Here is a 23282-nt window from a genome sequence, read left to right as displayed (position 1 = left end):
AGCTTCTCATTATTTGTTGTACATTGTAGCACGAGTTACACAAATACGACGGTTTTGTTTTGGTAGACGAGCAGTCTGTCCTCCACATGCCACTTTACGGCTCGGGCCAGCACGATTCTCTCGATGTGGCGTCCGATCCGCTTCAGCTCGTTGACGTTGTCGCGATGGCTGACGCGCTGAATGTCCTGCTCGATAATCGGGCCGCCATCCAGCTCTTCCGTTACATAGTGTGCCGTCGCTCCGATCAGCTTAACCCCGCGATTGTAAGCTTGCTGATAAGGCTTGCCCCCGACGAACGCCGGCAGGAAGGAGTGATGGATATTAATGATGCGATTGTGATACTGCTCGATGAATTTCGGAGAAACGATCTGCATGTAGCGGGCGAGCACGATCAGGTCGATTTTGCCTGCGGTTAGCTCGCGCTGCTTCTGCTCGGCTTCCGCCTTCGTATCGGGCGTAACGGGCACATAGTGAAAAGGAATGCCGAACGACTCGACGATTCCTCTCATATCCTCGTGATTGCTGATCACCATGCTGATCTCGGCGTCGAGATCCCCGGCCTGCCATTGCCAGAGAAGTTCAAGCAGGCAATGATCCTCCTTGGAGACGAATACCGCAATTCTTTTGCGTCGCGCTGCGCGGAAAATGCTCCATCTCATCGAGAAACGATCCGCGACGCGGGTGAAATCCTCCTGAAGCGAAGGCAAGCGCTGCTCCAGCTCCTGCAGATCGAACTCGATCCGCATGAAGAACATGCCGCCTTCCGGGTCCATCGTATATTGATCGGACTGGACGATGTTGGCTCCTTGCTCGTACAGAAATTGCGACACGGCGGCGACGATGCCTGCCTTGTCCGGGCAGGAAATGAGCATTCGCGCGCGTACGCTCTTGTCTTCTAGCCGTTTGTTTCCTTGCGGCTGATACGTATGACTCATCGCTATCTTCTACCTCTCGATATTTATTGTTGGGACAGCCATTCTTCGCCCGCCAAATAGGCCAGCAGACGATGGTTCATCGCTTCCTCGCTGTATTCCTCCGGAAGCACGCGATTTTCCAGCAGCATATCGTAGAGCCTTTCCATCGGCTCGCGCGGGTCCGCTTTTCTCGCTTTGGCGTCGGATTTCAGCAGCTCCCACGTATTCAGCACGTACAGACGCGAATCGATTCCGACCTTTTCGAAGAAATGGTGCAGCCGTTCGACATCGACCATGAATTCGCCGCCAAATCTCTCCTCCGCATCCCCTCTGAGCATCGCAATCTCGGCCTCGTACATCGGACGTTCGTTCTTGCCGATCCAAGGCGTCTCGAGAATAAATGGCTTGCCCTTGAGCAGATCGTGTCCGACAACCCCGGCGATGCCGTCATAGCCGATCCAGCCGGAGCCGATCGGGGCATGACGGTCCTTGGCCGCTCCGCACGGATTTTTGCTGTCGTTGACGTGTACGACCGCGATCCGGTTCAGACCGACGATGTCGTCGAATTTGCGCAGCACGCCGTCGATATCGCCGACAATATCGTAGCCCGCATCGTGAATGTGGCAAGTATCCATGCAGACGGTCAAGCGTTCGTTCAGCCGAACGCGCTCGATGATTTGCGCCAGCTCCTCGAAGCTGCGGCCGATCTCCGTCCCTTTGCCCGCCATCGTCTCCAGGGCGATGTTCACGTCCGTCTCCTTCGTGCCTTCCAGCACTTCATTGAGACCTTCCGCAATGCGCGCGATACCGTATTCCGGATCCTTCTCCGTATACGCCCCAGGGTGCAGCACGATATTCTTGACTCCGATGGCGTGCGTCCGGCGGATCTCCTCCTGCAGGAAATCTATCGCCAAGCGATAAGTATCTTCTTTATAAGAGCCCAGATTCACGATGTACGGAGCGTGCACGACAATCTCGCCGATTCCGGCTTGCGCCATCGCATCCTTGCCCTGGGGAATATACAAATCCTCGATCGGCTTCCTGCGGGTATTCTGCGGCGCGCCCGTGTAGATCATAAAGGTGCTCGATCCGTAGGTTTCCGCTTCCTTCGTTGCCGTCAGCAAACCTTTGTCCGAAAAAGAAACATGAGATCCGATTTTCAACATTTTCCGGCTCCTCTCGCCTGTCGTTCCGTCCCCTCCCGATGCTCCGGGGGCTTGTTCTCGCAATTATTTCACTATTGTATCGCGAACGTCGAAATAAATCTAGGAATGCGGTATAATTTCAAGATGAGGTGATCGTTATGGGTGATACCCCGACGTGGTTTATTTATTTCATTGCATTCTGGACAGTCGTGCTTGTCTTGTTCATGAGCATAGGCGGCTTCTTCATGTTCCGCAAATTCCTCAAGGTGCTCCCGCAAAGAGACGGGAAATCCAAGCTCGATTGGCAAAATTATTGGGTGGAGCGAAGCCGCGACCTATGGACTCCCGAGTCCAAGGATATGCTTCAGACGCTTGTCTCGCCGGTTCCGACTCCGTTCCGCGATATTGCAAGCCATTCCATCGCCGCCAAGATCGGGCAAATCGCCGTTGAGAGCGGCGCAGCCGAGGTCACGAAGGAACACTGCATCGAGGGCTACATACGCGCGACGCCGGCTCGCGACCATAAGAGCCTGATCAGCTTCCTTGAGAAGAAGCAGATCGACTATTCCGCCTACAGCCACTTGCTGAAGTGATCGTTCCCGGAATCGTCGCGCTAAAAAAAACCGAAACCTTTGCCGTCCAACTTCGTCTAACCTCTTAAGGAGGTGCATCACTACTATGAAAAAGCGCAACCGAAAGACGATGACACTGGGGGCCGCCGTGTTGGCTCTGGCACTGATAGGCACAGCCTGTAATGACGGCAGCTCGGGATCTTCTCCGTCCGCCAGTCCTTCCGCCACGGCCAGTCCGTCCGCGAGCCCGTCCGTGAGCCCTTCGGATAATCCGAGTCCGTCCGCTTCACCGGAGCAGATCGAGGCCACTGGAAAATACGTCGGACTTCAGGACGGCCACTCCGTCGAAATCGAGACTGAGCAAGGCCCTACTGGCTTCCAGGTCACTCCGGAAGTCGCCGAGAAAGTCGGGTCCTGGGGTGAGAACACGCCTGTAAAATTCCAATATATCGTTGAAAAAATCGATACGGACACCGGATCGGTGGAGCAAAAAACGATCGTATCTATCGATAAGGAATAATCGTTAGCGAGGAGGGAACGCGCATGCGTCTGCTGCTGTGCGGAGGGACCGGATTCATCGGTCAGGCTTTAACGCACGCCCTGTTGTCGAGAGGGGACGAAGTATGGATCGTGACGAGAAAAAAGCCTGCCGCCGCTGCCTACGACAATGCGCTTCCCCATCCTCGGTACGTTACTTGGGAGGAATGGGCCGCCGATCCCGACCGTCTGTCCGGCTTCGACGGCCTTGTTAATCTCACCGGAGAGACGATCAACCAGCGCTGGACCGACAAAGCGAAGGAGCGCATCGTCCGCTCCCGGGAACAAGCAGCCGAACGAATCTCCGAATATATCAAGCGCATGCGCTACCCTCCGGAGGTTGTTGTGAACGCTTCCGGAATATCGCTATACGGGCATTCCGGCGAGCAGATCTTCGATGAATCCTCTCCCGTGCAGCCTGCCGACTTTCTGGGCGATACGGTCGTCCGGTGGGAAGCGGCGGCGGATCGAATCCCGGTCAAGCGGCTCGTCAAGCTGCGGATCGGGCTCGTCTGCGCTCGGGACGGCGGAGCCTTCCCGCTTATCCGGCTGCCGTATCGGCTGTTCGGAGGCGGCCGCATCGGCGACGGCAAGCAGGGGCTGCCATGGATTCATCTGCAGGACATGGTTTCCTTGATTTTGTTCTGTCTGGATAATAAGTCGATCGAAGGTCCCGTGAACGCAGTCGCTCCCGATCCTGTATCCAACGACGAATTCGGTCGTGCTCTCGGACAAGCGATGAAGCGGCCTCACTGGTTCCCGGTTCCGGGCTTCCTGCTGCGCACCGCCCTAGGCGAGATGAGCACGCTCGTGCTGACCGGACAGAAGGCGATGCCTCGCAAGCTGCTCGATCATGGATTCAAGTTCGCCTTCCCTAAACTCGAAGAGGCCCTGCGGGATTTGTCCCGCTAGGGCGTGTATGCATACTCCGAGGATAGTAGATTTTGCCGAATTTTCGTTCCATGCAAGGAACTTTTGTGAAGGCGTACCGGGGGTACGTCAAGCAAAAGTGACGCAGCAGGGGATGAAAGATACCTCTGAGCGGGTTTGCATACACGCCCTAGGGCTTTTCTTTATGTGATCCTGGTGAGGCTTAATCAACATTCTCTAGTTAGGTTGCTTTCCTTCCACGAGTTGGAAACGGTACTGCGAACAAGCCAGCGTCAGGCAATCTCCCGGCTGAAGCGAATACAGTTCATAAGGAGCCATCGGCTTGTTGTTAAGTCGCGACCCGTTGCGCGACCCAAGGTCCTTCACCTTCCACTGCTCGGATACTTTCACGAACTCGACATGAGAGCGGGAAATCCCCTCCGTCTCGTCTACATGGTCGGCCGCCTCTTCGGATCGTCCGATGACGAGGGATTCGCCGCGCAGAGGGATTCGAAATTGCTCGTGTTTCGACTTCCACACCAAGCAGTACGGTTCCGATGCCGGAGATGACTGCCGGTCTAGCAATGCGGTTCGCTCCTGTCCGGAAATCCATGTCGTTTCCGGCGTAATTGTGCCGCTCCCCGGAATACGGCCCCCCGTATCCCGCTCCTGCGGCTTGGCTGCCGCCGCTGCAAACCCCGGAGGCGACCATACCGGGCCGACTCCGTTTGCCTCCTCCGCTGCATAGCGATTGCGGAAGGCAGCCTCGATCTCTCTCGGTCCCGGTTCGGAAGAGGGCTCTCCCCGACGAAACGATCCCATCCGCATAGGCGGACCATTCCAGAACAGAATAGCCGCCGCTCCGGCGATCAAGGTCAAGCAGACGCAAATGAGCAATTGCTGCTGGCCCGGCCGTTCCAGGTACACGAATTTCCAGGCAGCTGCCAGCAACAGCAAAGACGAGCAGATGACGATGATCCGCCAACGAGCAGGATCGAATCGTTCGCCTCCATCCTCCTCTTCAGAGTTCTCCTCGCTCTTCTGTCTTACTGCATCAAACCGATGCTGTGACGGCTCTCCCCAAAGCTCCGATACCGGTTGCGGATCTCCGCTAACGGGTTGAAGAAGCTCCCATGAACGACTTTTCGGTTTGTTCTCTTCCCTGGCGGCAGACCGCATATCCGTCATCGGGGCGGGATCCGGTTTGCGAATATCCGAGAAGGAGACGGCAGCTCCGGCCGAAGCTTCGGCCAAATACTTCCTGCCGAGACGGCTTAAAGTCGCAGGCACGAAGTCCGCGCTGGACACCAACCGCAGCACCTGCTGAAAAACCAATCCGTCCGGCTCTTTGACGCGCATCATCCACCTGACGATCAAACTCTCCAAGTCCTCTTTCCAATTGGGGGAAGGCAGGACTAACGGTAAATAAGTAAAGTGCAAGTCCCGAGTCTCGTTGCCGACAAAAATAAATTCGTCCTGCAGCCGCACCCTCTCGGCATCCAGCATAATTAGCCGACATTCCTCCAACGTATCGGCAAGCTTACACAACGCCTCCATCGCTTCGCTCATCGACCACCAGGAGGCTCGCATTGCCTCCGTAAGCATGCGCGTTCCGGTTAAAGCGTATCTCAGCGAAACTCGTCCATCGCACTCCTCAAGCTCAAGCGGAAGCAGCGAAGGAACTTTGCAACGCTGAAGCATGCGAAGCTGCGTCTCGATGATCTCGTTCCGGGCAAGCGGCGGATCGCGTTCTATAATCATGACATGCCCTCTGCGCTGTTCGAACCTTACCGATAGCGGCAATGTTTTCACTCATCTCCACCCCATTCCCAGTAAAATCAGAAATCCGGGGGCAACCGCCAGCATGAACGGAAAAGCAACCTTCCTTCCCCCGGTTACCGGATGCTCTCCCCACGGCCACTTCAGCTTTATTCCCAGCGCTCGCAAGCCGGGAACTCGGAGCGCCAACAGCCCGCAAGCGATCCCCCCCCCGACCAATACGGAAACGAGCAGCAGCTCGAAGGTCAACGCGGGCCCGGCCCATGCGCCGAACGCCCCGAACCATTTAACGTCTCCTCCTCCTATACCTCCTAAGCGATTCATCGCGTACAGAGGCACAACGCCGCACAATGCTCCAAGGCAGGCCCAGCCCAATCCGCCCACTCCGTGCGCAAGGAATTGATACGCAAAGCCTCCTGCCGCGAAGGTCAAATTCAACGCGTTCGGAATCCGCATGAGGCGCAAATCCGTCCAGCATGCCGACGCCAGCAAAATTCCGGCAATAAGCCACTCTCCCCAGCTCAACGTTCCCCCTCCTCGTTGGCAGCCGCAGATTTGCCTACAACATCGAACGAATGCTGCCAGACTCCGCCCTGCCCGTTCGATACTTGCATGCTCCATTGGCCCGGCGTCGTCCTTCCGGATACATGCCAGGTCCATGACGCCAAACCCGATGCATCGGCGATTGTTGTCCCGAGATTTTTCGCCTGGCTCGGCCCGCTCTTGTAAACAATGGACAGATCAACGACGCTTCCGGGTTCGGTCCGCACGACAAGCGTCGCTTTGCGTCCCGGCTTCACCGGATTCGGATCAAGAGATACGAACGTTACCGAGAACGTCTCGCCAGTCTGGTCCTCCTCCGCTTGCTTGGAGGACGAAGGACTTCCGCCGATCCATGCCCGCTCTCTAGCCGATTCTCGCAAAACAAGCTTGCGCCCAAGAAACGGAACGCGCATCGGCAGCTTGTATTCGGCCACCAAAGTGATATAAGCGTCGGAACGATCCGCGACGTCCGGAAGTCCTACAGCAACAAGGCTGACGTTGGACAATTCGAGCACGCGCCGATCCGCAAACTGCTTGAGCAGTTCGCCGAAGGCAAGCTTGGCGGCGTGCTCCTCCAATGAAAACGACACCCCGGACGCCTTGTCCGCCCACTCGTTCATCGGCGCCGGCAGCCACTGCCCGTATTCGCGCAGCGTATCCGCCACGCTTAGCCATTTGTCGTTCCATTGCTCAAGCTGCCGGTTCAGCTCGGAATCTCTAAGCTTGTCCGTCGCCAGCGCGACCGGATACCATGCGGACGCCGCCTGCCTCGCCGTCTGAGACAAAGCGCCGTGAAGCGCCATGGAGATGACCGCCGTCTGCACAAGAAAGATCAGAAATAAAATAAACAGCAGAAAAATCGGCATGGCCAGCGCGCTCTCCAGCGTTACGCTGCCGGAATCGAACCGGATTGAACGCCATCGTTCATATGTAAGAATGATCCGCGGTATACGTCGCCTCATAGCGATTCCCCTTTATCGATCCTCCCAAATCTCCGACCCTGGCCAGCGCTTTGAGCAGGCCGGGGAAAAACCACAGCCGGACCGACGCAGTCCCTTCTCCGCTCGCATACGTGTAAGCGCCGCGGAAATCAAGTCCGGAGCCATGCTCCATTACGGCAATCGCTCGCGCTGTCGGATTTGAGCCCCCGCCATGCAGCAGCAGGAACAGTCGCAAATAATCTGTATAGTACGTATCTACTTTCAAATATTTGGACAATTGGATTTTGCCGGTCCCCAGCAATGCGCCCATATCCGCCATCGCCTGCGTGATTCCGTAGACTAGCGCCGCAGCCAGAACGAGCAGAGGATGGCCCGCCGACCGGCATTCGATCAGCCCTTCCATCGTTCGAACAGCCAGTCGGAAAGCAAAAATTTCTCCGTACGCCGCAGCGATATTGCCGGACGGATGATTCAGTCCGTAAAGAATATATTCGACCTCCTGACCGTGCACGCTCAAAGAAATCTCGCCCCCGCTCAGAAGCTCCTTCGCCGATGATGGGGGAAAATGAGTCATTCTCCCGAGCGCATATTCGGAGAAGTAAAGCTGATCCCTGACTCCCTCAACGGCGCCTTCCAGCACGTCCAGCAAGCTATTGACCGATGTCATCGCTTCGTCTCTCCCTTGGGACGAAGCTTCGCTCCTCTGCGTTCTGCGCGCCTCCTCCTCGGAACGATTCCATTCCCGATTCTCTGTATACAACACGCTTGTACGCTCGACGCTTACCTTCTCTTCGTCCGAGCCCGCTCCTGCGGAGAACGAGCCGAGGAAGCTCCCGGCACTTCGCCATTCGGACTCCGCTCTCGCCTCTGCCTGCTTCCGCTCCGCTTCGTAGGAACGACGAGACTCCAGCATTTCCTTTCGCTGCGCTATGATCCTCCCTCCGGCTCCATAGTCGTCGGAAAACTCGGACAAGCAATCGCTCGCCTGCGCCTGCCCTGAGCTTAACGCCGTTCCCATACCGGTCGAGCCGGGAGCGGAAGCGATTAAGGACGACAAAGAGCCGAGTTCGCCCGCCAGCGTTAGTCCCTGCGAATACTGCCGGTCGATCTCGGCGTCGTATTCGCTAAAGAAAGCCGGCGGCAAAATCAGATCCTCCGCAGAGCGACGCAGCTCCTCCATCGTCTGCCGGTGCTCGGATTCCAAAGCGTCTTCGCTCCCTCCCGACGTCGCCCCCGTATCCCTTCGCGACCGCTCCACGATAGCGAGCATTTCATCGTTCGACTGTGTGGCTTTAATCAGCGCCTCCCTCGCCTTCGAGACGAACTTGTCCGATTCCGCTCGCGCTTCGTCGGCCGCTTTTCCGAGTTCCCGCGCGGTGGAGGCGGCACGGGACTCGTAAGCGGCGATCTCGGCCCCGTAACGCGGACCTTCCGGCTTATCCTTCTCTATCTCTTCCGAATCTTCTCCGGCGTTCAAGCGGGCGTCTCTCTCAGCCTCCCAGCGTTCAAGAGCTTGCCTTCTCGACTTGTCCTCCTCCCGCTTCGCGACGTAATCGTCATAGCCGCCGACGACTCCTCCCGCAGAGCTTATTGCCGATTCAGCTTTCTGCGCGACCTTCTCGCCATGCGCTCGCTGACGATCATAAGCATCGTCGAACGCCTTCTCCCTGCGGTCGTAGGCTTTGCGCATCTGCTCCAGCAGATCGACCGTTCGAGTCGCTTCCTTCATCGTCCCCGATAGCCCTTTGAAGCGGCTTGCCACTTCAATCGCAAGATCGATCGGAGCCTTGTACTTCATTTCCTCCAAAACCTGCCTGCGAAAAACGTCATGACCGGCGAGCGGCCGGCTCTCCGTCACCTCCGCTTGCCCCCAGCGCGTATCCAGAAAAGAAAACGCCTCGTTGTCTTCGCCCGAAGAGTTGCCCTCCAGCGTCGTTCGAAACAGCTCGTTCGCAGCCTCCCCACCGCGGATAAACAGTCCGTATTTAGCGTAAATAATCGGGTCGAATGACGACATCGCCGAACGTACGCCCGACTTGACCGACAGCTCGGCCTGTTTGCGGAAAGCGGCGATCCGGGCAAAATCGATCAACAAGGAGGTCAGCAGGAACAACGAAGCCGTCGCAGCTATAAAATAGACCGATACGGAGCCTGACGTCCTCCCGCTCCGGCGTCGAATGTGGCTCATGTCCCGCCTCCCCCTTTCCCGAGCGCCGACTTGCGCTTGCCCAGCACTTCCTCGGCCTGCGAACGATACTTTTCCTCCCCTTCCGGAGCGTTCCGCAGCTTGGCTGCATAATAGCGGACCAGATCGAACGACCTGACGAATTCAGCCGGCTCCACGACGAGCGCGGACACCTTCGCTTCAGCCGGTCCTCCTCCCTTGAAGCGGACAAGCGGAACCGAAAGCCATGAGCTGATAAGCTCTGCATGAATCTCGCGCTTAATTCCAATATTTCGATAGCTTAGTTGTCCAGAACCGACGTTATGCTTGGCGGAGGTTTCATAGGCTGCCCGTTTAAGTTTCTCGGCCGCTGCGGCCCCCTCCCCTCCGGCCATGCCTGGATACACCTCTACTTGCGTTCCCGCCTCTCCCGAGGCGAGTCCGAACAGGCTCTGCAGCAGGGCGTCGTCGGTCAATCGCCAATAGAGCCCGTCGACTTGTCCCTCAGGATACCCGCCTGTACGCGTGTCGGCGGAAGAGTTGGACCAAATGAACGCAGCCCGTTCCGTCATAATGGACGAACTGTAATAGAGCAACGTTCCTTGCGAGATATACAATGCAAATAAGATCAGCATAAAAGTCAGCATCATCACCCAAGGAAGCAGCATGGAAGCTTCGATTGTAAACGAACCCGCAGAATCCGAATATCTCCGTCGGCTCCCTTCTTGCTTACGCGCACCCAGACTAATCGAACACTTCATCGGACTTGGTCTCCAGCTTTTCCATCAGCCCTTTCAGAAAGCCGATAATCTCCTCTCGGAATACGAGCACAATCGCGATCAGCACTGCTACGATCAGCACCAATTCAAGCGTGCCGATGCCCTCCTCGTCCTCGCGCAAAGCGCGAAAAGCGTTCATTCCGTATTGATATATGAATCCGATCATTCCGACCATCCTTCCTGTTGGTTGTTTATAGAGGCTGAGTACCGGACTTTTTGAACAAACACTTATAGTTCACATCATAAACACGGCGGGAGCGCCGACCAAAACCATAATTATTAGAAACACGATCGTGAGCGGAAAAGCCAGTCTGGACGAAGCTTGTTCTCCCATCGTTCGCGCGATCGCTTTCCGCTTCTCCCACATTTGCCTGGTCAGTTCGCGCAGCGCCGGAATAAAGGCATCCCCGCCCCTCCTCGCATTGATTAGAACTGTCGTCGCGAACAGCTTCGCTTCGGGAACCGCACATCTCCTGCCCCATTCCTCAAGCGCCGCCGCCAAGCCTTCTCCCCGCTTCATACTCTCGATTGCGGATCTTAGCTCCGTGTACAGCGGATTATCCGAGGATCCGGTCTTCTCCGCCGTTCGATTCAACGCTCGCATAACGTTCTCCCCGGCATTCACCATTAAGAGCAGCTTGCTAAGCAGCTCCGGCAGCTCCGTAACCATGCTCTGACGTCTCTTGCTTACCCGTCCCGCAAGCTCCTTCATACGCAGCAGGGGCAAGCCTCCTCCGAGCAGCGCTCCCAGCACGAGCAGCTCCGGCGTATCTGTCGTCCATGCCAGTAAACTCATACCCGCTATCGTCAAGTATCCAAGCCCGGCCCCCTCCGCCGCCCAATCCAGCAGTTGAACCTCCGTACAGGAGCCTCCGTTCAGCAGAGCCAACGAGACTCTCGCTCTGTCGAGCAGGGGCAGCATCCGCCTCCAAACGGCCGGGGTCCGCAGCACAATTGAAAACGGATCGATATGAAGCCTGATCCTCGCTCCCTTCAAGCGGCGGAAGGACATCGCGACAAGGCACGCGTAAACTCCCGGCATCGCCGTACAAACAACTCTAATCAGCCATATGCTCATGTCTTAATGTCCATAATGCGCACGATCCACCAACTGCATAACGCAAGCAGCAGCAAACAAACCGACATCACAACGATCCCCATCCCTTCTCTCATCGGCTGCATATAGTCGGCAGCCAGGAAATTAAGGATTCCGACAAACGCAAACGGCATCGCCATCATTACTTTGGCTTCGAATCGTTTTTGCGCGATCAGCACGGACACTTCCAGTTCGACGTCCATCTTCTCGGCAATGAGCAGCGACGTTCTTCTCGTCACTTCTACCAGATCGCCCCCCGCTCTCTTGCATATCGCGATCGCTTCCGCGAAATTCCTCACCTCCTCCACAGCGGATCGCTCCGCGAAATCCTGCAAGATGACTTCAAGCTGCTCTCCGTTGCTTAACCGATTGGAGATCGCCCTCAGCTCTCTAATCAGGTCGGAGCGGCTGTCGCCGATCAATAAAACCAAGTCGCTCTCAAGAGCCGAGAAGGCGTTCTCTACCGACCTCCCTGCCGACAGCAGCGAGGTCAGAGCCTGCAGAGCGTCCTTGAATTGCTGTCTGAGCTTGTCACGTCGGCGACGGCACAGACTGAGCGCATAGTATTTCGGATATAGCAATCCCAACGGCGCAGCGAAAGCTGCGATAAGCGGATGACGATAGAGCAGCCATATAAGCGTGAAGCAGAACGAACAGCCGAGTAAAATCGCCCATGCTTTCTCTTTTGCATTTAATCTGTAAACCGAATAGTCCGTCATCCCTCCGCCTCCTTTAACAGACCGGCATGACGCAGCTTTCCCAGATCGCGAAGCTGGGCGACTCTGCGCAGGCTCCCGAAGACAGCGCCTTCCCGCTCCCCTTCTTCTTCGAAGCGAAATAGCGTGCTGAGTTGAACTTCTCCTCGCTCGATTCCCGTCACCTCGCATATTTCCGCCACTCGCCTGCTGGAATCGCGGAAGCGGCTCAAATGGACGACGATGTCGAGGGCGGAGGCGATCTGTTGGCGAACGACCGGCACCGGCAAATCCGCACCGCTCAGCACCATCGTCTCCAATCTTGAAATCATGTCCTTGGCTCCGTTAGAATGGCCGGTTGACAACGATCCTTCATGGCCGGTATTCATTGCCTGAAGCATGTCGAGCGCCTCGGCGCCGCGAACTTCCCCAACAATGATCCGGTTCGGCCTCATCCGCAATGACGCGCGAATCAGTTCGCGGATACCGAGCTGCCCTTTGCCCTCGCTGTTGGCGTTGCGCGTCTCCAGCGACACGAGGTTGGCAATCCCGAGAATCTGCAGCTCGGCGGCGTCTTCGATCGTTATGACGCGCTCGTGGGGAGGAATCCATTGGGATAACGCATTAAGGAAAGTCGTCTTGCCCGAGCCCGTGCCGCCGCTGATGAACAGATTGTATTTGGCCAGGACGATCTCCCGCAGAAAATCGGCCGCTTCCTGCGTCAACGCTTCCTTGGCGATTAAATCCTGGATGCCGAGCGGCCGGTGCGGAAACCGACGAATCGTTACCGTCGGTCCTTTCAACGCAATCGGCGGCAGCACCACATGCACCCGCGAGCCGTCGGGGAGACGTGCGTCCACGATCGGCGACGCTTCGTTAACGATGCGGTTTACGCGCCCGACGATGCTTTGAATAAGATCCTCCAGCCTTTCGTTGCTCTCGAATCCGAGATCAACCGCTCGCAGCTCGCCTCTTTTCTCGATAAAGATTTCCTTATAGGAATTGATCATGATTTCCGTAATTTCCTGGTCTTCCAGCAGCGGCTGAAGCGCGTCCATTCCCCGAAACGAGTGAAACAGACGCATGACCGCCGCTTTGCGTTCCCCTGCCGTCATCCGTTTTGCCCGCTCCCGGCGGAACAGCTCGTCTTCGATCAGACGGCACAGATCGTCGTCCGAAATTGAATCGTCCCAGGTCAAACGAGCGCGGACGGCGTTCCTCAGTTCAACCAGTTCCTCAATTGCAAGCCCGCTATCCGCCATCCCCATATCCGTCTCCTCATCTCCCGCGCTTCGCCGAGCCCCCGGTCCTCGGCTCCATCTTATCCAGAAGCCGATCTACCGCCCCTGAGAATACCGGAGAGGACAACCATCTCCCCGGTTGGTCGACCGCCTTCCACTGAGGGATATACGGGAGCGCTAGCTCCGGCCCGGCTCCTGCCAACGTGCAGCGATTAACAGGCTGCCCTCCGACGGCCTTATTAAGGACCAAGATCAGCTTGTACGCCGACTTGCCAAGTCGCGGTTCCCAATATTGCAGCAGCTTCTCGGCCTTCTGCAGGCAGTATGCATCGTCGAGAATCAGCCAGACAACCCGATCGCTTGCCTCTAGCAGGCTGCAATGCCATTCCCCGGAGCCGGAATCCGGGTCGACGACAATCGCGTCGTAACGGCCGTCCGACTTCAGCTTGTCCAGCAAAGCGCCGGTCAGTTCGGGCGTAAGCGCAAGCCGTTCACCGGGATGCTCGGGAGCGTCGATATAATCGGCTCGCAATTGCGACTGGTGCCGACACAGCTGTTGCGACAGCTCTCCCCATTGCTCCGGGCGCGCTTGCAGCGCGTAGAGCAATCTGGATAATCCGTCCGGCTCGCCTCTGCCGAATAGGAGCGATGTCGCGTTCAACTCCTCCAGATTGAGATAGAGAACGCGTTGGCCTCGCTCCCCTGCCTGACGGACCAGGTTCAATGCCACCGTCGTCTTGCCGGCGCCTCCCGAAGCCGAGAATACCGTCCATATCCGACATCCCTCCTTCAGCTTGGCCGCTTCCAGCCCCAACGCCCCTCGAATCCCGCTTAGCAGAGCCGGCAATGGCTGATAGCGGTCCATATTCTGCCAGCCTTCCTCCGCGGCTTCATGGCCATCCGTCAGAATGATCGTTTTTCCCGGCTGCCCGCCTTCGGAAAGCGCCTGTCCCACAAGCCCCCGCTCGCCGATCAAAGCGTCGATTTTCCCTCCATTCCGCAGCTCTCTTCTCAGCGCACCGTCGTAAGTGCAGGCGGTCACTTCCCAGTCCTTCTCCTCTTCGCGCAAATACTCCGCCAGTTTGGCGACGTATTCCCGATCCTCCGCGGCCAGTACAAGCCTTCTGATCATCTTTCGCCTCCTTTCCGGAAAACAAAAAAACCGCAAACTCCAACGCGCTATGCGTCGAAATTTGCGGTGCTTCCGCTTTGTTTATTGAATTTATATGTTCAACATACCATGGATTTCCATTGTCGTCAACGGTCGTTCCACTCAATCCGCTGAAAAGATTTCGTCTCCGCCGACTCGTTCGCTTTGAGGCAGAGCAGCGCGCTCAGCAGACCGTCGCCAAGCGTCGTAGCCGACCGTTCGCGGCCGCGCACGCACTCCAGGAAGTTGCGAACGAGCTTGCCGTCCCCTCCGCCGTGCCCGTCCAGCACGTTCGCGTCAATGACATGCGTCTCCACTCTCGGTTCATGATGCATATACACTTTAAGCTCGCTTTTGTACCAATCGAACTCCAGCGTCCCTTTGTATCCGAGCAGTCGGGCTCCGCGCCGCTCCGCGCCTCTGCGCGCGAAGAAATTTTGCGAATAGCTCACGTGCATTCCCGTCTCGTATTTCAGCAGCGCGCTGCCCGAATCCTCGTTGCCGGTGTCGACCGCGAAGCTGCAGTAATCTCCCCGATCCAAGTTCGCCGGCTTCAGCGTGCTTTCCTCGCAAGTTCGGTTCTCCTCGCAATCGACGCACTTTAACCCCGCAGGCTTGTCTCCCTTGAAAATCTGCTTCGACTTCATCGCGCATACTTCGATCGGCTTCAAGCCGAGCAAACAATTGATGTAGTCGAAATCGTGCGTCGCCTTTTGCAGGAACAGTCCTCCCGTAATGCTGTCGTCCCTGTACCAGCTATGGTAATAAACTCCGCCGTACGGTACGTTATTTACAGCCTGCACATGCTCGATCGTGCCGATCTTGCCCGAATCGACGATTTCTTTGGCCAGCGTGACGAGCGGCGTATTCCGCAGCGGGAAGGATACGACCACCTCGGAACGGGAAGCCTCGTAAGCAGCCTTCAGCCGGTACAGATCCTCATACTTGGTCGCGACGGGCTTCTCCAGATAGAGCGGCAGATTCCGGCGCAGCACCTTAATCGCCATTTCCGTGTGAAGATTGCAGCGAGTTCCGATGATCACGCCGTCCAGTTCGGCCTCCTCCAGCATGGTGTCGGCATCCTCGAAGAACCGGACCCCTTCCGCACGCGATCCTAGCTTAGCCTGCAGCTCTTCCGACCGCAAATCCGCGATCGCCACGATTCGGTAACCCAACTCCTCCGAGACAATTTCCGGGAAAATATAGCTTATCCTTAAGCCGTATCCAATGACGCCCAATCTCATCCCCAACACCTGTCTTTCCGAATATGCGAGTCAAATTTGTTTATTGTCGATCATTTGATGAAATAATAGCACGGAAGATTAAACATGTATTTGCTCGTTATCGACTATTAGTTGTATATTATCGATGTGGGAGATGAGGAGGGTAGGGGCACCATGACGAGAAGCGATCAAGAGGTTCGACAGCTGAATTACCGCGAAATCAACCCGAGCATCCATTGGGCTCGCCGGCAGAGCGTTCAGAAAACTCCGGGGATGACAAGACGTCTCTACGACTTCGAAATGATGTACGTTTACGACGGGGAAATGATCGTGCATTACCCCGAAACCGGCGAGAAGCTGCGGTTTCTCCCGGGAGACTTGCTGTTTCTGCATGCGGCCGAACCCCATTGCATCGAGATCTCCTCCACCGAGGGCGCCCGATTGATCGGCATTCATTTCGATTTCTACAATGAGTTCGAGATAAGTCATGAGCTGTTCATGGTCGTCGATGAGGAGCGTGTGCACGCGGACCGCTTCTGCCTGATGCCGGTCGGCATAGACGGGGAAAGGATTTACGCGGCGCGCTACGAGGCCGTGCCCGACGAAATCGTGGGCTGGATGGAAAGAATAAGCGAGGAGTTTACGTCCGAGAAGCCGGGATTCGAGATGGTCTGCAAAGGGGCGATGATTGTGCTGCTGGCGGCTCTGGCCCGTCTTCAGCCGAAGCCGGCCCGCTCCGTGCCGCAAGCTTATCAGGACGCCCTTCGTTCCTTGACAGGCGAGATGTCGGCCAGGATGGCCTTCCCGTGGACGGTCTCCTTAATGGCTGCCCGTCTCAGCGTGAGCGAGGATCATTTCATTCGTTTGTTTAAGGAACAATACGGGACGACTCCCAGCCAATATGTGCGAAGGCTCCGCCATCAAGAGGCGAAACGCTGCCTGCGGGAAACCGATTTGAAAATCGAGCGCGTCGGATTGCTCGTCGGATATGAAGACTTGCACCATTTCAGTCATGCATTCAAAAAATGGCAGGGCGTCTCCCCGCGCGAATATCGCAAAATGAGCAGCCTTCTCTAACCATGAAAGGGCTGACCCATAAGCACTTCAAGTTGCTGTGAAAGATAATCGATAATAAAGGAGTAAAGGGGGATGTACCTCCTTCCGATGCTATACGCTCCTGAAATCTGAATGGGGACCCCCCCGTGATAAGGTGATTTCAGGAGCGTATGAGACCGATTTCTGAACAAGCTTAGTCTTTGTCGACCAGATTCCGCTGCAAATAGGTTTCCAAAGTGTTCGTAATCTCATAGGTCGTCTGGGCCAAGTCGTAGTTTTCAAACGCATGCTCGCAGGAGGATCGGTAGCTAAGCTCTCGTTCGTAGTGGCCGAGATGCTTGGCGATGACCGCTTCCTCCAAGCCGAGATTGCGCTGGCGCTCCTCCGCCGTCCGCCGATCTACGTAGAGAAACAGGCGTACCGCATTGTCCCCGTAAATATTTTTAAGGATGCTGGCTCCTTCATGATTCAGGATCAAGTAGACGGAGTCGTGCTGACTCAGTCTCCTCTCGATGTCTACGCTGCGAATGCCGTAGAGCTGCCCGTCGATTTCCACGCTTTCGAGAAATTCGCCTCGTCGCTCCAGCTCCCGGTATTCGTCATGATTGACGAATACGTAATCTTGCCCGTTCACTTCACCCGGCCTGGGAGCTCTTGTTGCGTAAGAAACGACCTTCTCCATTCCGAAGGTTTGACCGACTGCCTCTGCGACCGATTTTCTTCCCGAGCCGTCCGGTCCGGTAAAGACGAAAATCCGGTTCCGCTTCCTTTCGTTCATTTGCATGCGCATCCTCTCCTTTCCTCATGAAAACGTCTTCATTACTCGAAAATACAGAATTATCCGATAATTATTAATTATAGAAGACGAAAGCTTGAGCCGTCAATCCAATCGCTAAGACTGATAAAACGTTTTTTCCGGTAAAGGTTGCACGGTACATATTGCCAATATTAAGATGCCCTTAATTTCTCAATACAGGGACAAGCGTCATGTTATACTCCATTTTGTCATCTAGAACAGCCTTAGGAGGAGTTTACATGAACTTCAGAAAACAGCTCAAGAAAATCATAATCGGCGCCGCATGCTTTACCGTCCTTGCGACGGGAATCGGCGCTCTGCAGACGCCTTCCGCTCACGCGGCCACCGTATCTGCAAGCGCGACTTCGGTCCAGAAGGCCAATGCGGTCATTTCCGCCGCCAAGCAGCTCAAAGGCAAAGTGAAGTACAAATTCGGAGTGAACAATCCTTCCAAGCTTTGGTTCGACTGCTCTTCCTTTACGAAATATGTATTTGCCAAACAAGGCGTCAATCTGAAATGGGGCTCGCAAGCGCAAAGCAAGCAAGGCTCTTATGTAGCCAAAAGCAATCTGAAAGCGGGCGATCTCGTTTTCTTCAGCGTATCGAAGCCGGGAAGAGTTAATCACGTCGGCATCTATATCGGCAATGGGCAATTCATCCATAACACGATCGGCAGCAACTTTAACGGCGTCTTGATCAGCAAGCTGAGCAGCTACTCCAAACGTTACATTACGGCGAGAAGAGTGCTATAAAACCGCAAAGAAGCTGTCCGATAAGCACTTCAAGTTGCTCTGAAAAATAATCGATGAAAAGGCGCAAGGGGTATGTACTTTCTTCCGATGCTATACGCACCTGAAACCTGAATGGGTAAACCCGTGATACGGTGGTTTCAGGAGCGTATAAGGCAGTCTACAGGAGGTACATACCCCTTACTTTATCTTTCGATTATCTCAAGCAACAATGCTTATGAGACAGCCTCTTCGTCAGCACGATTATTTACTTCTGGGCCGACTTCCTCTGAACGAGCAATGCTTGCCCTTCTTCCTGAATCGTCCCAATCGCTGCATCCAACGTCTTCTTGTCTTCGGCCGCCGCCGTCAGTTCTTTGGAAATCAGTTCAAGCAGCTGCCAATCCAACCCCTGAGGAACTTGAGCAAATTCGTTCTTCACTACGGCTTTCGGCTCGAGCTTATAGAACGCATCGATTTCCCGTCCGTCCTGGGGCCGATTAAACTCGGTTCGGCTGAACAGCTCTCCATTGTTCGAATTGGCTTTAATCTTGGCGTATTCGGCCGAATTCGCATACTTGATAAACTCCCATGCCGCTTTGTAGTTGCTCGATTTGGCAGGGATGGCGAATACGCCGCCATGCTCGTAAACGCTGCTCTGAGTGCGATTGTTCGGATCGACCGGCGCGGTGACGATTCCCCAGTTTACCGGTTTGACGTTCTTCAACTGGTTTTTCGAATATAAAATATTTCCGATCTGATAAGCGTTCTGAAACGTCATTGCCGATCTCCCGGTAATAAAGCGATCGTCCTCCAGCGTCCGCATTGTCTTGGAAACTTCCTCTTCAGATGGGAGATAAAACGCCCCCGATTTAACCGCGCTTACAATCATCTCGAATACTTTTTCCCAGCCTGGGCTATTTAGTTGAAGCTCTGTCAGGTCGTCATTCAGCACCCCCAGATTTTGAGCGGCGCCGATTTCGAACGTGTAAAACAACGGAGACATGAAGCCATCGATCGTAAAGCCGTATACTCTGTTCTTCTCGTCGCCATCCGTCGGAAATCTCTTCGCCAGCTCGAACACTTCTTCCCAGGTCATAGAATCTCTCGGCAATTCCACTTTGTGCTTCTCGAACAGATCGATATTATAAAATAGCGCTTTGCTTGTAAAAAACGGACTTAGACCGTACAGCTTGCCGTCTCCTTCGCTGCGAAGCTGGGCAAGAATCGCCGGGTTGAAGCCTTCAAGACTGTAGGAGCTGCCCTGAACTGCCGGCTCCAGATCAAGAAGCTGACCTTTGCTTGCCAATCTCTCGTACTCATCATCCAGCAAAAAGGCAACGTCTATACGCTCTTTCTCCATGAACTCGCTTAAAGCTTCCTCCAGAGGCTTCTCAGGGTCCCTTTGAAATCCCTGCCTGCTCACCACTTCAATCTCAACATTCGGGAATTCGGAGGCAAACAGCATACCGTACTCGGACATAAATTGCTGGCTGCTCCAATACATCACCCTAAGATTGACTTGCTCTTCCTTGTCCAAAGCTTCCCAATCCCCACCGCCGCCTTCGCCTTTTCCGCCGCTGCATCCAACGATCGCAAGCAGCAAGACTACGGTCAAAACGCCGCTCCATCCTCTTCGATTCAACTTAATTCCCCCATCTCCTTGATTTCACCGACTCTTTGACAACGGCTGCGGCTATAATGGCCGTTAACAAGGGCGCTCCCCGTTTTCGCCATTTTCGCATATATCTTCTCTTAATCATCCGAATTGTCTCTCCCTTCCTGAGCTTCAGCCGTCTTCCTTGCTTTCAGCAGTTCCGCTTCTCCCTTTTCCTGAATGGTTTGTATCGCTTCCTCTACCGTTCTCTTGTCGTTCATAACGGCATCGACCTCGGCGTCGATAAAGCTTGCCAAGGCGGTGAAGAACTGAACAGGCGCTTTCGTATACTCATTATTCGGATTGTTCTTCGGTTCAAGCTTATAGAATGGCTCCATGCTCCTTCCATCCGTATCCGGATTATGCTTCATGCGGCTCAAAATACTGCCGTAGAGAGACTTGGACTTCAGCTTGGCAAAACCGTCGCTGTTGATGTACTTAATGAATTCCCAGGATGCGCGAGGATTCGCGGAATCGGCGCTTACGGCGAAAATGTTGTTCAGATTGAGATAACCGCTCTGATTCCGGTTGCTCGGATCGACCGGAGCCGTTACGATTCCCCAATTGACGGGAGCGACGCCGGTGAGATGTTCTTTAGCCCGGACAATTTCTTGAACCTCGTAGCTGCTTTTAAAAGCCATAGCCGACCTACCCATGACGAACAGATTTCTTTGATACATCTCCTCCATCGTCGTGAAGTTGAACATCCTGTCCGCCTCCGTCGGTACATACAGCGCCCCGGACTTCGCAGCGCCAATCGCCGACTGGAACACTTTTCTCCAAGAGTCCGTGTCGATATTAAAAACCGAGCCGTCCGCATTAAGCATTCTAAGATCCTGCTCCGTTCCGATTTGCCGAATTAAGGTGGAGATCCTCGTATAGACGTCCATAGAAAGTCCATATATTCTGGAATCCTTGGCTCCGTCTGTCGGGAACCGTTTGGCCAGCTCGAACACCTCTTCCCAGCTCATCGAATCCTTCGGCAGCTCCACTCCGTGCTTCTTGAACAAGTCGATATTGTAATACAGCGCCGAGCTGGTAAAATCGGGAGACAAACCGTACAGCTTGCCGTCGCCCTGCTCCCTCAATATTTTCAAAATGGCCGGATGAATGCCTTCCGTTTCGAATTTGTCCTGTCCGATAACCGAATCGAGGGCCAGCAGCTTTCCTTGTCCGGCCAGTTGCTCATATTCCGCTCCTTGCAGCAGCAGCACGTCAGGCTTATGTACGTCCAAAAATTTGGCTAGCCGCTCCTCCATCGTTTCCGTAGCCATCTCGTTGTACATCTGCTGCATGCTAACCACTTCGATTTCAACATTGGGGAATTGAGTGGCGAACATATTCCCGTATTCCTGAAAGAAGTAATTGCTATCCCAGGACATGACTTTGATTTTCACTTGTTCATCCTTACTTAAGGGCGCCAGTTCCCCCTCCTTTATCCCCTCGCCGCTGCAGGCGCTCATTAAGCCGATTAACAGCGCAAAGCTCAATACGGCAAATAAAGACTTTTTCATGGAACAACCCCCTCTATAGATGGAACTGCTCCCATCATATCGGAAAACGAATGCGAAATCCCTAAAATTTCTATATCTAATATTAAAGTGTAAAAGATCGTTTCATAGTATAAAAAAAGCCTGCCCGTTACGGCAGGATTCGACGTAATCAGGCAGGCGGTTTTCCCTGCATCGTATTTGATTTTTTATGCTTGATCAGCTCAGAGACGGTGACCATTTTGTAGCCGCGCCTTCTGAGCTCCGGCAAAATCGTCTCGAGCGCCTGAACCGTCTGCATCGATCCAGCGACATGGTCATGAAACAGAATGATATCGCCGTTGCGAACGTTATTCAACACTCTGTCGACGATTTTTCGAGTGCCGGGAGAGCTCCAATCCTTCGTGTCCTGATGCCAGGACCACAGCACCATCGTATAACCGTGCTCGCGCGCGGTCCGAATGACCGAATCGTTGAAGAAGCCTCCCGGCGGCCTGAACCATGAGCTATGCTTTCCGGTCAGCTTCACAATCTGCTCTTCTGTCCTTGCAAGTTCTTCTGCCAGCCTTTGTTTGCTGATTCGTCGGTTCAAATACAGATGACTGTATGTATGATTCGCGACTTCATGACCTTCCTTTGCCTCGCGCCTAACGACATCCGGGTACTGATCCATCCGTTTACCAATGACGAAAAAGGTCGATTTCACTTCGTTTGCCGCCAATAGATCGAGTATTTTGGGCGTCGTGACGGGATTCGGACCATCATCGAAAGTAAGAGCAATCAGCTTTTCCTTCATCGGAACTTCCCATACGACCTCTTCGCGTTCCTCGTAGTACGCCCTTGTTTTTCTGACCGGCTGTTCCTTATGTTGTTCCTTGTAGCCGCTTGTCGCGACCGCTATCGACAAGCACATGCCAATAAGCGTCGCCGTCTTGAATACGGGCATGAACTCCCTCCGCTCCTGTATGTTACAGGGATAGTATGGAGGTTTTGATCGGCAATTATAAGCGTCACTCGGAAACCGTCAGTGAATGTTTTTTTTCTCCAAATTGCCGCCTAATACGTCGGCTACGTTTTGAATGGAGATAAACGCTTTGGCGTCGATTTCCTGCACAATCGTTTTCAGCTTGGCTACTTCAAGTCGCGTAACGACGCAATAGATCATTTGCGTCTCCTCTTTCGCATAGCCGCCTTTTGCATAGATCATCGTTGTTCCCCTGCCCAACCTGTCCATGATCGCCTGAGAGACTTCCTCGTATTCGCTGGAGATGATGGTCACCGACTTCGATTCGTCGAGACCCTGTACCACGATATCCATCACTTTCGCCGCTATGTAGAATGTAAATATGGAATACATCGCCGAATCGGCGCCAAATACAAACCCGGCAGTAATGAAGATAAAGACATTGATCATCATAATGATCTGCCCTACGGGAAAACGCATCTTCTTGGAGAGCAAAATCGCCACGATCTCGCTTCCGTCCAAGGCCCCTCCGAAGCGGATGACCAAGCCTACTCCAAGTCCAAGCAGCAATCCTCCGTACAGCACAGCCAATATTTTCTCGTGCGTGAACGGCTCGACATGGTGCAAGAACGCCGTTGTGACCGACATGACTGCCACTCCGTACAAAGTCGATATCGCAAATGTTTTGCCGATCTGCTTATACCCGATAAACAGGAAAGGCAGGTTTATCAGAAAGATGTAAAGACCGAGAGAAACCGGAGTTATTTTCGAGAGCACGATCGAAATTCCGGTAATTCCGCCGTCTATAATCTGATTGGGGACCAGGAAAATTTCCAGGGCAACCCCCATCAAAATTGCGCCAACTGTAATGAAAATGAATTTTACTAAATAATCTGTGACCGAAGTTTTTTTATGATGCTTAGAGCCTGCCATAGCATTTCT

Annotated in this window: 23 protein-coding genes; 5 read left to right on the top strand and 18 right to left on the bottom strand. The window is 54.5% G+C overall.

From position 1 onward, the window contains the following. Nucleotides 1–35: 35 nt before the first annotated feature. Nucleotides 36–935 (bottom strand): formyltetrahydrofolate deformylase, encoded by a 900-nt coding sequence (gene purU, locus DFP98_RS16000; protein WP_116061617.1) that lies wholly within the window; start codon nucleotides 933–935, stop codon nucleotides 36–38. Nucleotides 936–958: 23 nt separating this feature from the next. Beyond that, a complete protein-coding gene (locus DFP98_RS15995) occupies nucleotides 959–2080 on the bottom strand; it encodes a deoxyribonuclease IV (protein WP_116061616.1) in 1122 nt (373 codons plus the stop codon). A 137-nt stretch (nucleotides 2081–2217) separates the two neighbouring features. Here DFP98_RS15995 and DFP98_RS15990 point away from each other — a divergent pair, with 137 nt between their 5' ends. The 3 genes from DFP98_RS15990 to DFP98_RS15980 all read left to right on the top strand — a co-directional run bounded on the left by DFP98_RS15990 (nucleotide 2218) and on the right by DFP98_RS15980 (nucleotide 4080). After that, entirely contained in the window at nucleotides 2218–2652 is a 435-nt protein-coding gene (locus DFP98_RS15990) for a DUF2621 family protein (protein ID WP_116061615.1), read from the top strand. 85 nt (nucleotides 2653–2737) lie between these two features. Continuing rightward, nucleotides 2738–3151 carry a hypothetical protein gene (locus DFP98_RS39085; RefSeq protein WP_181917724.1) on the top strand — a complete coding sequence of 138 codons (414 nt, stop codon included), beginning with the start codon at nucleotides 2738–2740 and terminating at the stop codon, nucleotides 3149–3151. A 23-nt stretch (nucleotides 3152–3174) separates the two neighbouring features. Next, nucleotides 3175–4080: a TIGR01777 family oxidoreductase gene (locus tag DFP98_RS15980; protein ID WP_116061614.1), complete on the top strand. Its 906-nt coding sequence runs from the start codon at nucleotides 3175–3177 to the stop codon at nucleotides 4078–4080. 195 nt (nucleotides 4081–4275) lie between these two features. Here DFP98_RS15980 and DFP98_RS15975 read toward each other — a convergent pair whose 3' ends face one another. The 11 genes from DFP98_RS15975 to DFP98_RS15925 form a co-directional block, all read right to left on the bottom strand. Continuing rightward, a complete protein-coding gene (locus DFP98_RS15975; protein ID WP_147310206.1) occupies nucleotides 4276–5850 on the bottom strand; it encodes a DUF6382 and FHA domain-containing protein in 1575 nt (524 codons plus the stop codon). Further along, on the bottom strand, nucleotides 5851–6342 hold the full coding sequence (locus tag DFP98_RS15970) for an A24 family peptidase (protein ID WP_181917723.1): 492 nt from the start codon (nucleotides 6340–6342) through the stop codon (nucleotides 5851–5853). Continuing rightward, entirely contained in the window at nucleotides 6339–7322 is a 984-nt protein-coding gene (locus DFP98_RS15965; RefSeq protein WP_116061611.1) for a hypothetical protein, read from the bottom strand. The genes DFP98_RS15970 and DFP98_RS15965 overlap by 4 nt, the downstream gene beginning before the upstream one ends. Then, nucleotides 7285–9489 carry a hypothetical protein gene (locus DFP98_RS15960; protein WP_116061610.1) on the bottom strand — a complete coding sequence of 735 codons (2205 nt, stop codon included), beginning with the start codon at nucleotides 9487–9489 and terminating at the stop codon, nucleotides 7285–7287. Before DFP98_RS15960 ends, DFP98_RS15965 begins: the two co-directional genes overlap by 38 nt. Beyond that, on the bottom strand, nucleotides 9486–10226 hold the full coding sequence (locus tag DFP98_RS15955; protein ID WP_116061609.1) for a pilus assembly protein: 741 nt from the start codon (nucleotides 10224–10226) through the stop codon (nucleotides 9486–9488). Before DFP98_RS15955 ends, DFP98_RS15960 begins: the two co-directional genes overlap by 4 nt. Continuing rightward, nucleotides 10210–10410, bottom strand: coding sequence for a Flp1 family type IVb pilin (locus tag DFP98_RS15950; protein ID WP_246016560.1), 201 nt, complete (start codon nucleotides 10408–10410; stop codon nucleotides 10210–10212). The genes DFP98_RS15955 and DFP98_RS15950 overlap by 17 nt, the downstream gene beginning before the upstream one ends. 69 nt (nucleotides 10411–10479) lie before the next feature. Further along, nucleotides 10480–11322 carry a type II secretion system F family protein gene (locus DFP98_RS15945; protein WP_116061608.1) on the bottom strand — a complete coding sequence of 281 codons (843 nt, stop codon included), beginning with the start codon at nucleotides 11320–11322 and terminating at the stop codon, nucleotides 10480–10482. Further along, a complete protein-coding gene (locus DFP98_RS15940) occupies nucleotides 11319–12059 on the bottom strand; it encodes a type II secretion system F family protein (protein ID WP_116061607.1) in 741 nt (246 codons plus the stop codon). Before DFP98_RS15940 ends, DFP98_RS15945 begins: the two co-directional genes overlap by 4 nt. Beyond that, nucleotides 12056–13297 carry a TadA family conjugal transfer-associated ATPase gene (locus DFP98_RS15935; RefSeq protein WP_116061606.1) on the bottom strand — a complete coding sequence of 414 codons (1242 nt, stop codon included), beginning with the start codon at nucleotides 13295–13297 and terminating at the stop codon, nucleotides 12056–12058. Before DFP98_RS15935 ends, DFP98_RS15940 begins: the two co-directional genes overlap by 4 nt. Before the next feature lie 16 nt (nucleotides 13298–13313). Then, entirely contained in the window at nucleotides 13314–14408 is a 1095-nt protein-coding gene (locus tag DFP98_RS15930) for an AAA family ATPase (RefSeq protein WP_116061605.1), read from the bottom strand. Nucleotides 14409–14533: 125 nt separating this feature from the next. Continuing rightward, nucleotides 14534–15670 (bottom strand): Gfo/Idh/MocA family protein, encoded by a 1137-nt coding sequence (locus DFP98_RS15925; protein ID WP_116061743.1) that lies wholly within the window; start codon nucleotides 15668–15670, stop codon nucleotides 14534–14536. 153 nt (nucleotides 15671–15823) lie between these two features. Between DFP98_RS15925 and DFP98_RS15920 the strand changes: the two genes are divergently transcribed. Then, entirely contained in the window at nucleotides 15824–16726 is a 903-nt protein-coding gene (locus DFP98_RS15920; RefSeq protein ID WP_116061604.1) for a helix-turn-helix transcriptional regulator, read from the top strand. Nucleotides 16727–16898: 172 nt separating this feature from the next. Here DFP98_RS15920 and DFP98_RS15915 read toward each other — a convergent pair whose 3' ends face one another. After that, complete coding sequence (locus DFP98_RS15915; RefSeq protein WP_246016559.1) at nucleotides 16899–17489, bottom strand: guanylate kinase; 591 nt, start codon at nucleotides 17487–17489, stop codon at nucleotides 16899–16901. 251 nt (nucleotides 17490–17740) lie between these two features. Between DFP98_RS15915 and DFP98_RS15910 the strand changes: the two genes are divergently transcribed. Beyond that, nucleotides 17741–18253, top strand: a complete 513-nt coding sequence (locus DFP98_RS15910; protein WP_116061603.1) for a C40 family peptidase — start codon at nucleotides 17741–17743, stop codon at nucleotides 18251–18253. A 244-nt stretch (nucleotides 18254–18497) separates the two neighbouring features. Here DFP98_RS15910 and DFP98_RS15905 read toward each other — a convergent pair whose 3' ends face one another. The 4 genes from DFP98_RS15905 to DFP98_RS15890 all read right to left on the bottom strand — a co-directional run bounded on the left by DFP98_RS15905 (nucleotide 18498) and on the right by DFP98_RS15890 (nucleotide 23273). Next, the gene (locus DFP98_RS15905) at nucleotides 18498–19874 is read right to left on the bottom strand and encodes an ABC transporter substrate-binding protein (protein WP_116061602.1); all 1377 of its coding nucleotides are present in this window, start codon (nucleotides 19872–19874) and stop codon (nucleotides 18498–18500) included. 110 nt (nucleotides 19875–19984) lie between these two features. Continuing rightward, the gene (locus DFP98_RS15900; RefSeq protein ID WP_116061601.1) at nucleotides 19985–21400 is read right to left on the bottom strand and encodes an ABC transporter substrate-binding protein; all 1416 of its coding nucleotides are present in this window, start codon (nucleotides 21398–21400) and stop codon (nucleotides 19985–19987) included. Nucleotides 21401–21548: 148 nt separating this feature from the next. Beyond that, the gene (locus tag DFP98_RS15895) at nucleotides 21549–22322 is read right to left on the bottom strand and encodes a polysaccharide deacetylase family protein (RefSeq protein ID WP_246016558.1); all 774 of its coding nucleotides are present in this window, start codon (nucleotides 22320–22322) and stop codon (nucleotides 21549–21551) included. A 78-nt stretch (nucleotides 22323–22400) separates the two neighbouring features. Continuing rightward, nucleotides 22401–23273, bottom strand: coding sequence for a YitT family protein (locus tag DFP98_RS15890; RefSeq protein ID WP_116061600.1), 873 nt, complete (start codon nucleotides 23271–23273; stop codon nucleotides 22401–22403). Between the last annotated feature and the right edge of the window lie 9 nt (nucleotides 23274–23282).

Source organism: Cohnella phaseoli (assembly GCF_003386235.1).
Lineage (GTDB): Bacteria > Bacillota > Bacilli > Paenibacillales > Paenibacillaceae > Cohnella > Cohnella phaseoli.
This window is presented reverse-complemented; position numbering and strand designations above follow the sequence as displayed.

Bases quoted from the DNA above. Each gene is read 5' to 3' on its own strand.
- DFP98_RS15995 (WP_116061616.1), bottom strand. From the start codon at position 2,080: ATGTTGAAAATCGGATCTCATGTTTCTTTTTCGGACAAAGGTTTGCTG.
- DFP98_RS15895 (WP_246016558.1), bottom strand. From the start codon at position 22,322: ATGCCCGTATTCAAGACGGCGACGCTTATTGGCATGTGCTTGTCGATA.
- DFP98_RS15990 (WP_116061615.1), top strand. From the start codon at position 2,218: ATGGGTGATACCCCGACGTGGTTTATTTATTTCATTGCATTCTGGACA.
- DFP98_RS15935 (WP_116061606.1), bottom strand. From the start codon at position 13,297: ATGGCGGATAGCGGGCTTGCAATTGAGGAACTGGTTGAACTGAGGAAC.
- DFP98_RS15900 (WP_116061601.1), bottom strand. From the start codon at position 21,400: ATGAAAAAGTCTTTATTTGCCGTATTGAGCTTTGCGCTGTTAATCGGC.
- DFP98_RS15920 (WP_116061604.1), top strand. From the start codon at position 15,824: ATGACGAGAAGCGATCAAGAGGTTCGACAGCTGAATTACCGCGAAATC.
- DFP98_RS15980 (WP_116061614.1), top strand. From the start codon at position 3,175: ATGCGTCTGCTGCTGTGCGGAGGGACCGGATTCATCGGTCAGGCTTTA.
- DFP98_RS15965 (WP_116061611.1), bottom strand. From the start codon at position 7,322: ATGAGGCGACGTATACCGCGGATCATTCTTACATATGAACGATGGCGT.
- DFP98_RS15945 (WP_116061608.1), bottom strand. From the start codon at position 11,322: ATGAGCATATGGCTGATTAGAGTTGTTTGTACGGCGATGCCGGGAGTT.
- DFP98_RS15950 (WP_246016560.1), bottom strand. From the start codon at position 10,410: ATGATCGGATTCATATATCAATACGGAATGAACGCTTTTCGCGCTTTG.
- DFP98_RS15890 (WP_116061600.1), bottom strand. From the start codon at position 23,273: ATGGCAGGCTCTAAGCATCATAAAAAAACTTCGGTCACAGATTATTTA.
- DFP98_RS15930 (WP_116061605.1), bottom strand. From the start codon at position 14,408: ATGATCAGAAGGCTTGTACTGGCCGCGGAGGATCGGGAATACGTCGCC.
- DFP98_RS39085 (WP_181917724.1), top strand. From the start codon at position 2,738: ATGAAAAAGCGCAACCGAAAGACGATGACACTGGGGGCCGCCGTGTTG.
- DFP98_RS15955 (WP_116061609.1), bottom strand. From the start codon at position 10,226: ATGAAGTGTTCGATTAGTCTGGGTGCGCGTAAGCAAGAAGGGAGCCGA.
- DFP98_RS15960 (WP_116061610.1), bottom strand. From the start codon at position 9,489: ATGAGCCACATTCGACGCCGGAGCGGGAGGACGTCAGGCTCCGTATCG.
- DFP98_RS15925 (WP_116061743.1), bottom strand. From the start codon at position 15,670: ATGAGATTGGGCGTCATTGGATACGGCTTAAGGATAAGCTATATTTTC.
- DFP98_RS15940 (WP_116061607.1), bottom strand. From the start codon at position 12,059: ATGACGGACTATTCGGTTTACAGATTAAATGCAAAAGAGAAAGCATGG.
- DFP98_RS15915 (WP_246016559.1), bottom strand. From the start codon at position 17,489: ATGCAAATGAACGAAAGGAAGCGGAACCGGATTTTCGTCTTTACCGGA.
- DFP98_RS15910 (WP_116061603.1), top strand. From the start codon at position 17,741: ATGAACTTCAGAAAACAGCTCAAGAAAATCATAATCGGCGCCGCATGC.
- purU (WP_116061617.1), bottom strand. From the start codon at position 935: ATGAGTCATACGTATCAGCCGCAAGGAAACAAACGGCTAGAAGACAAG.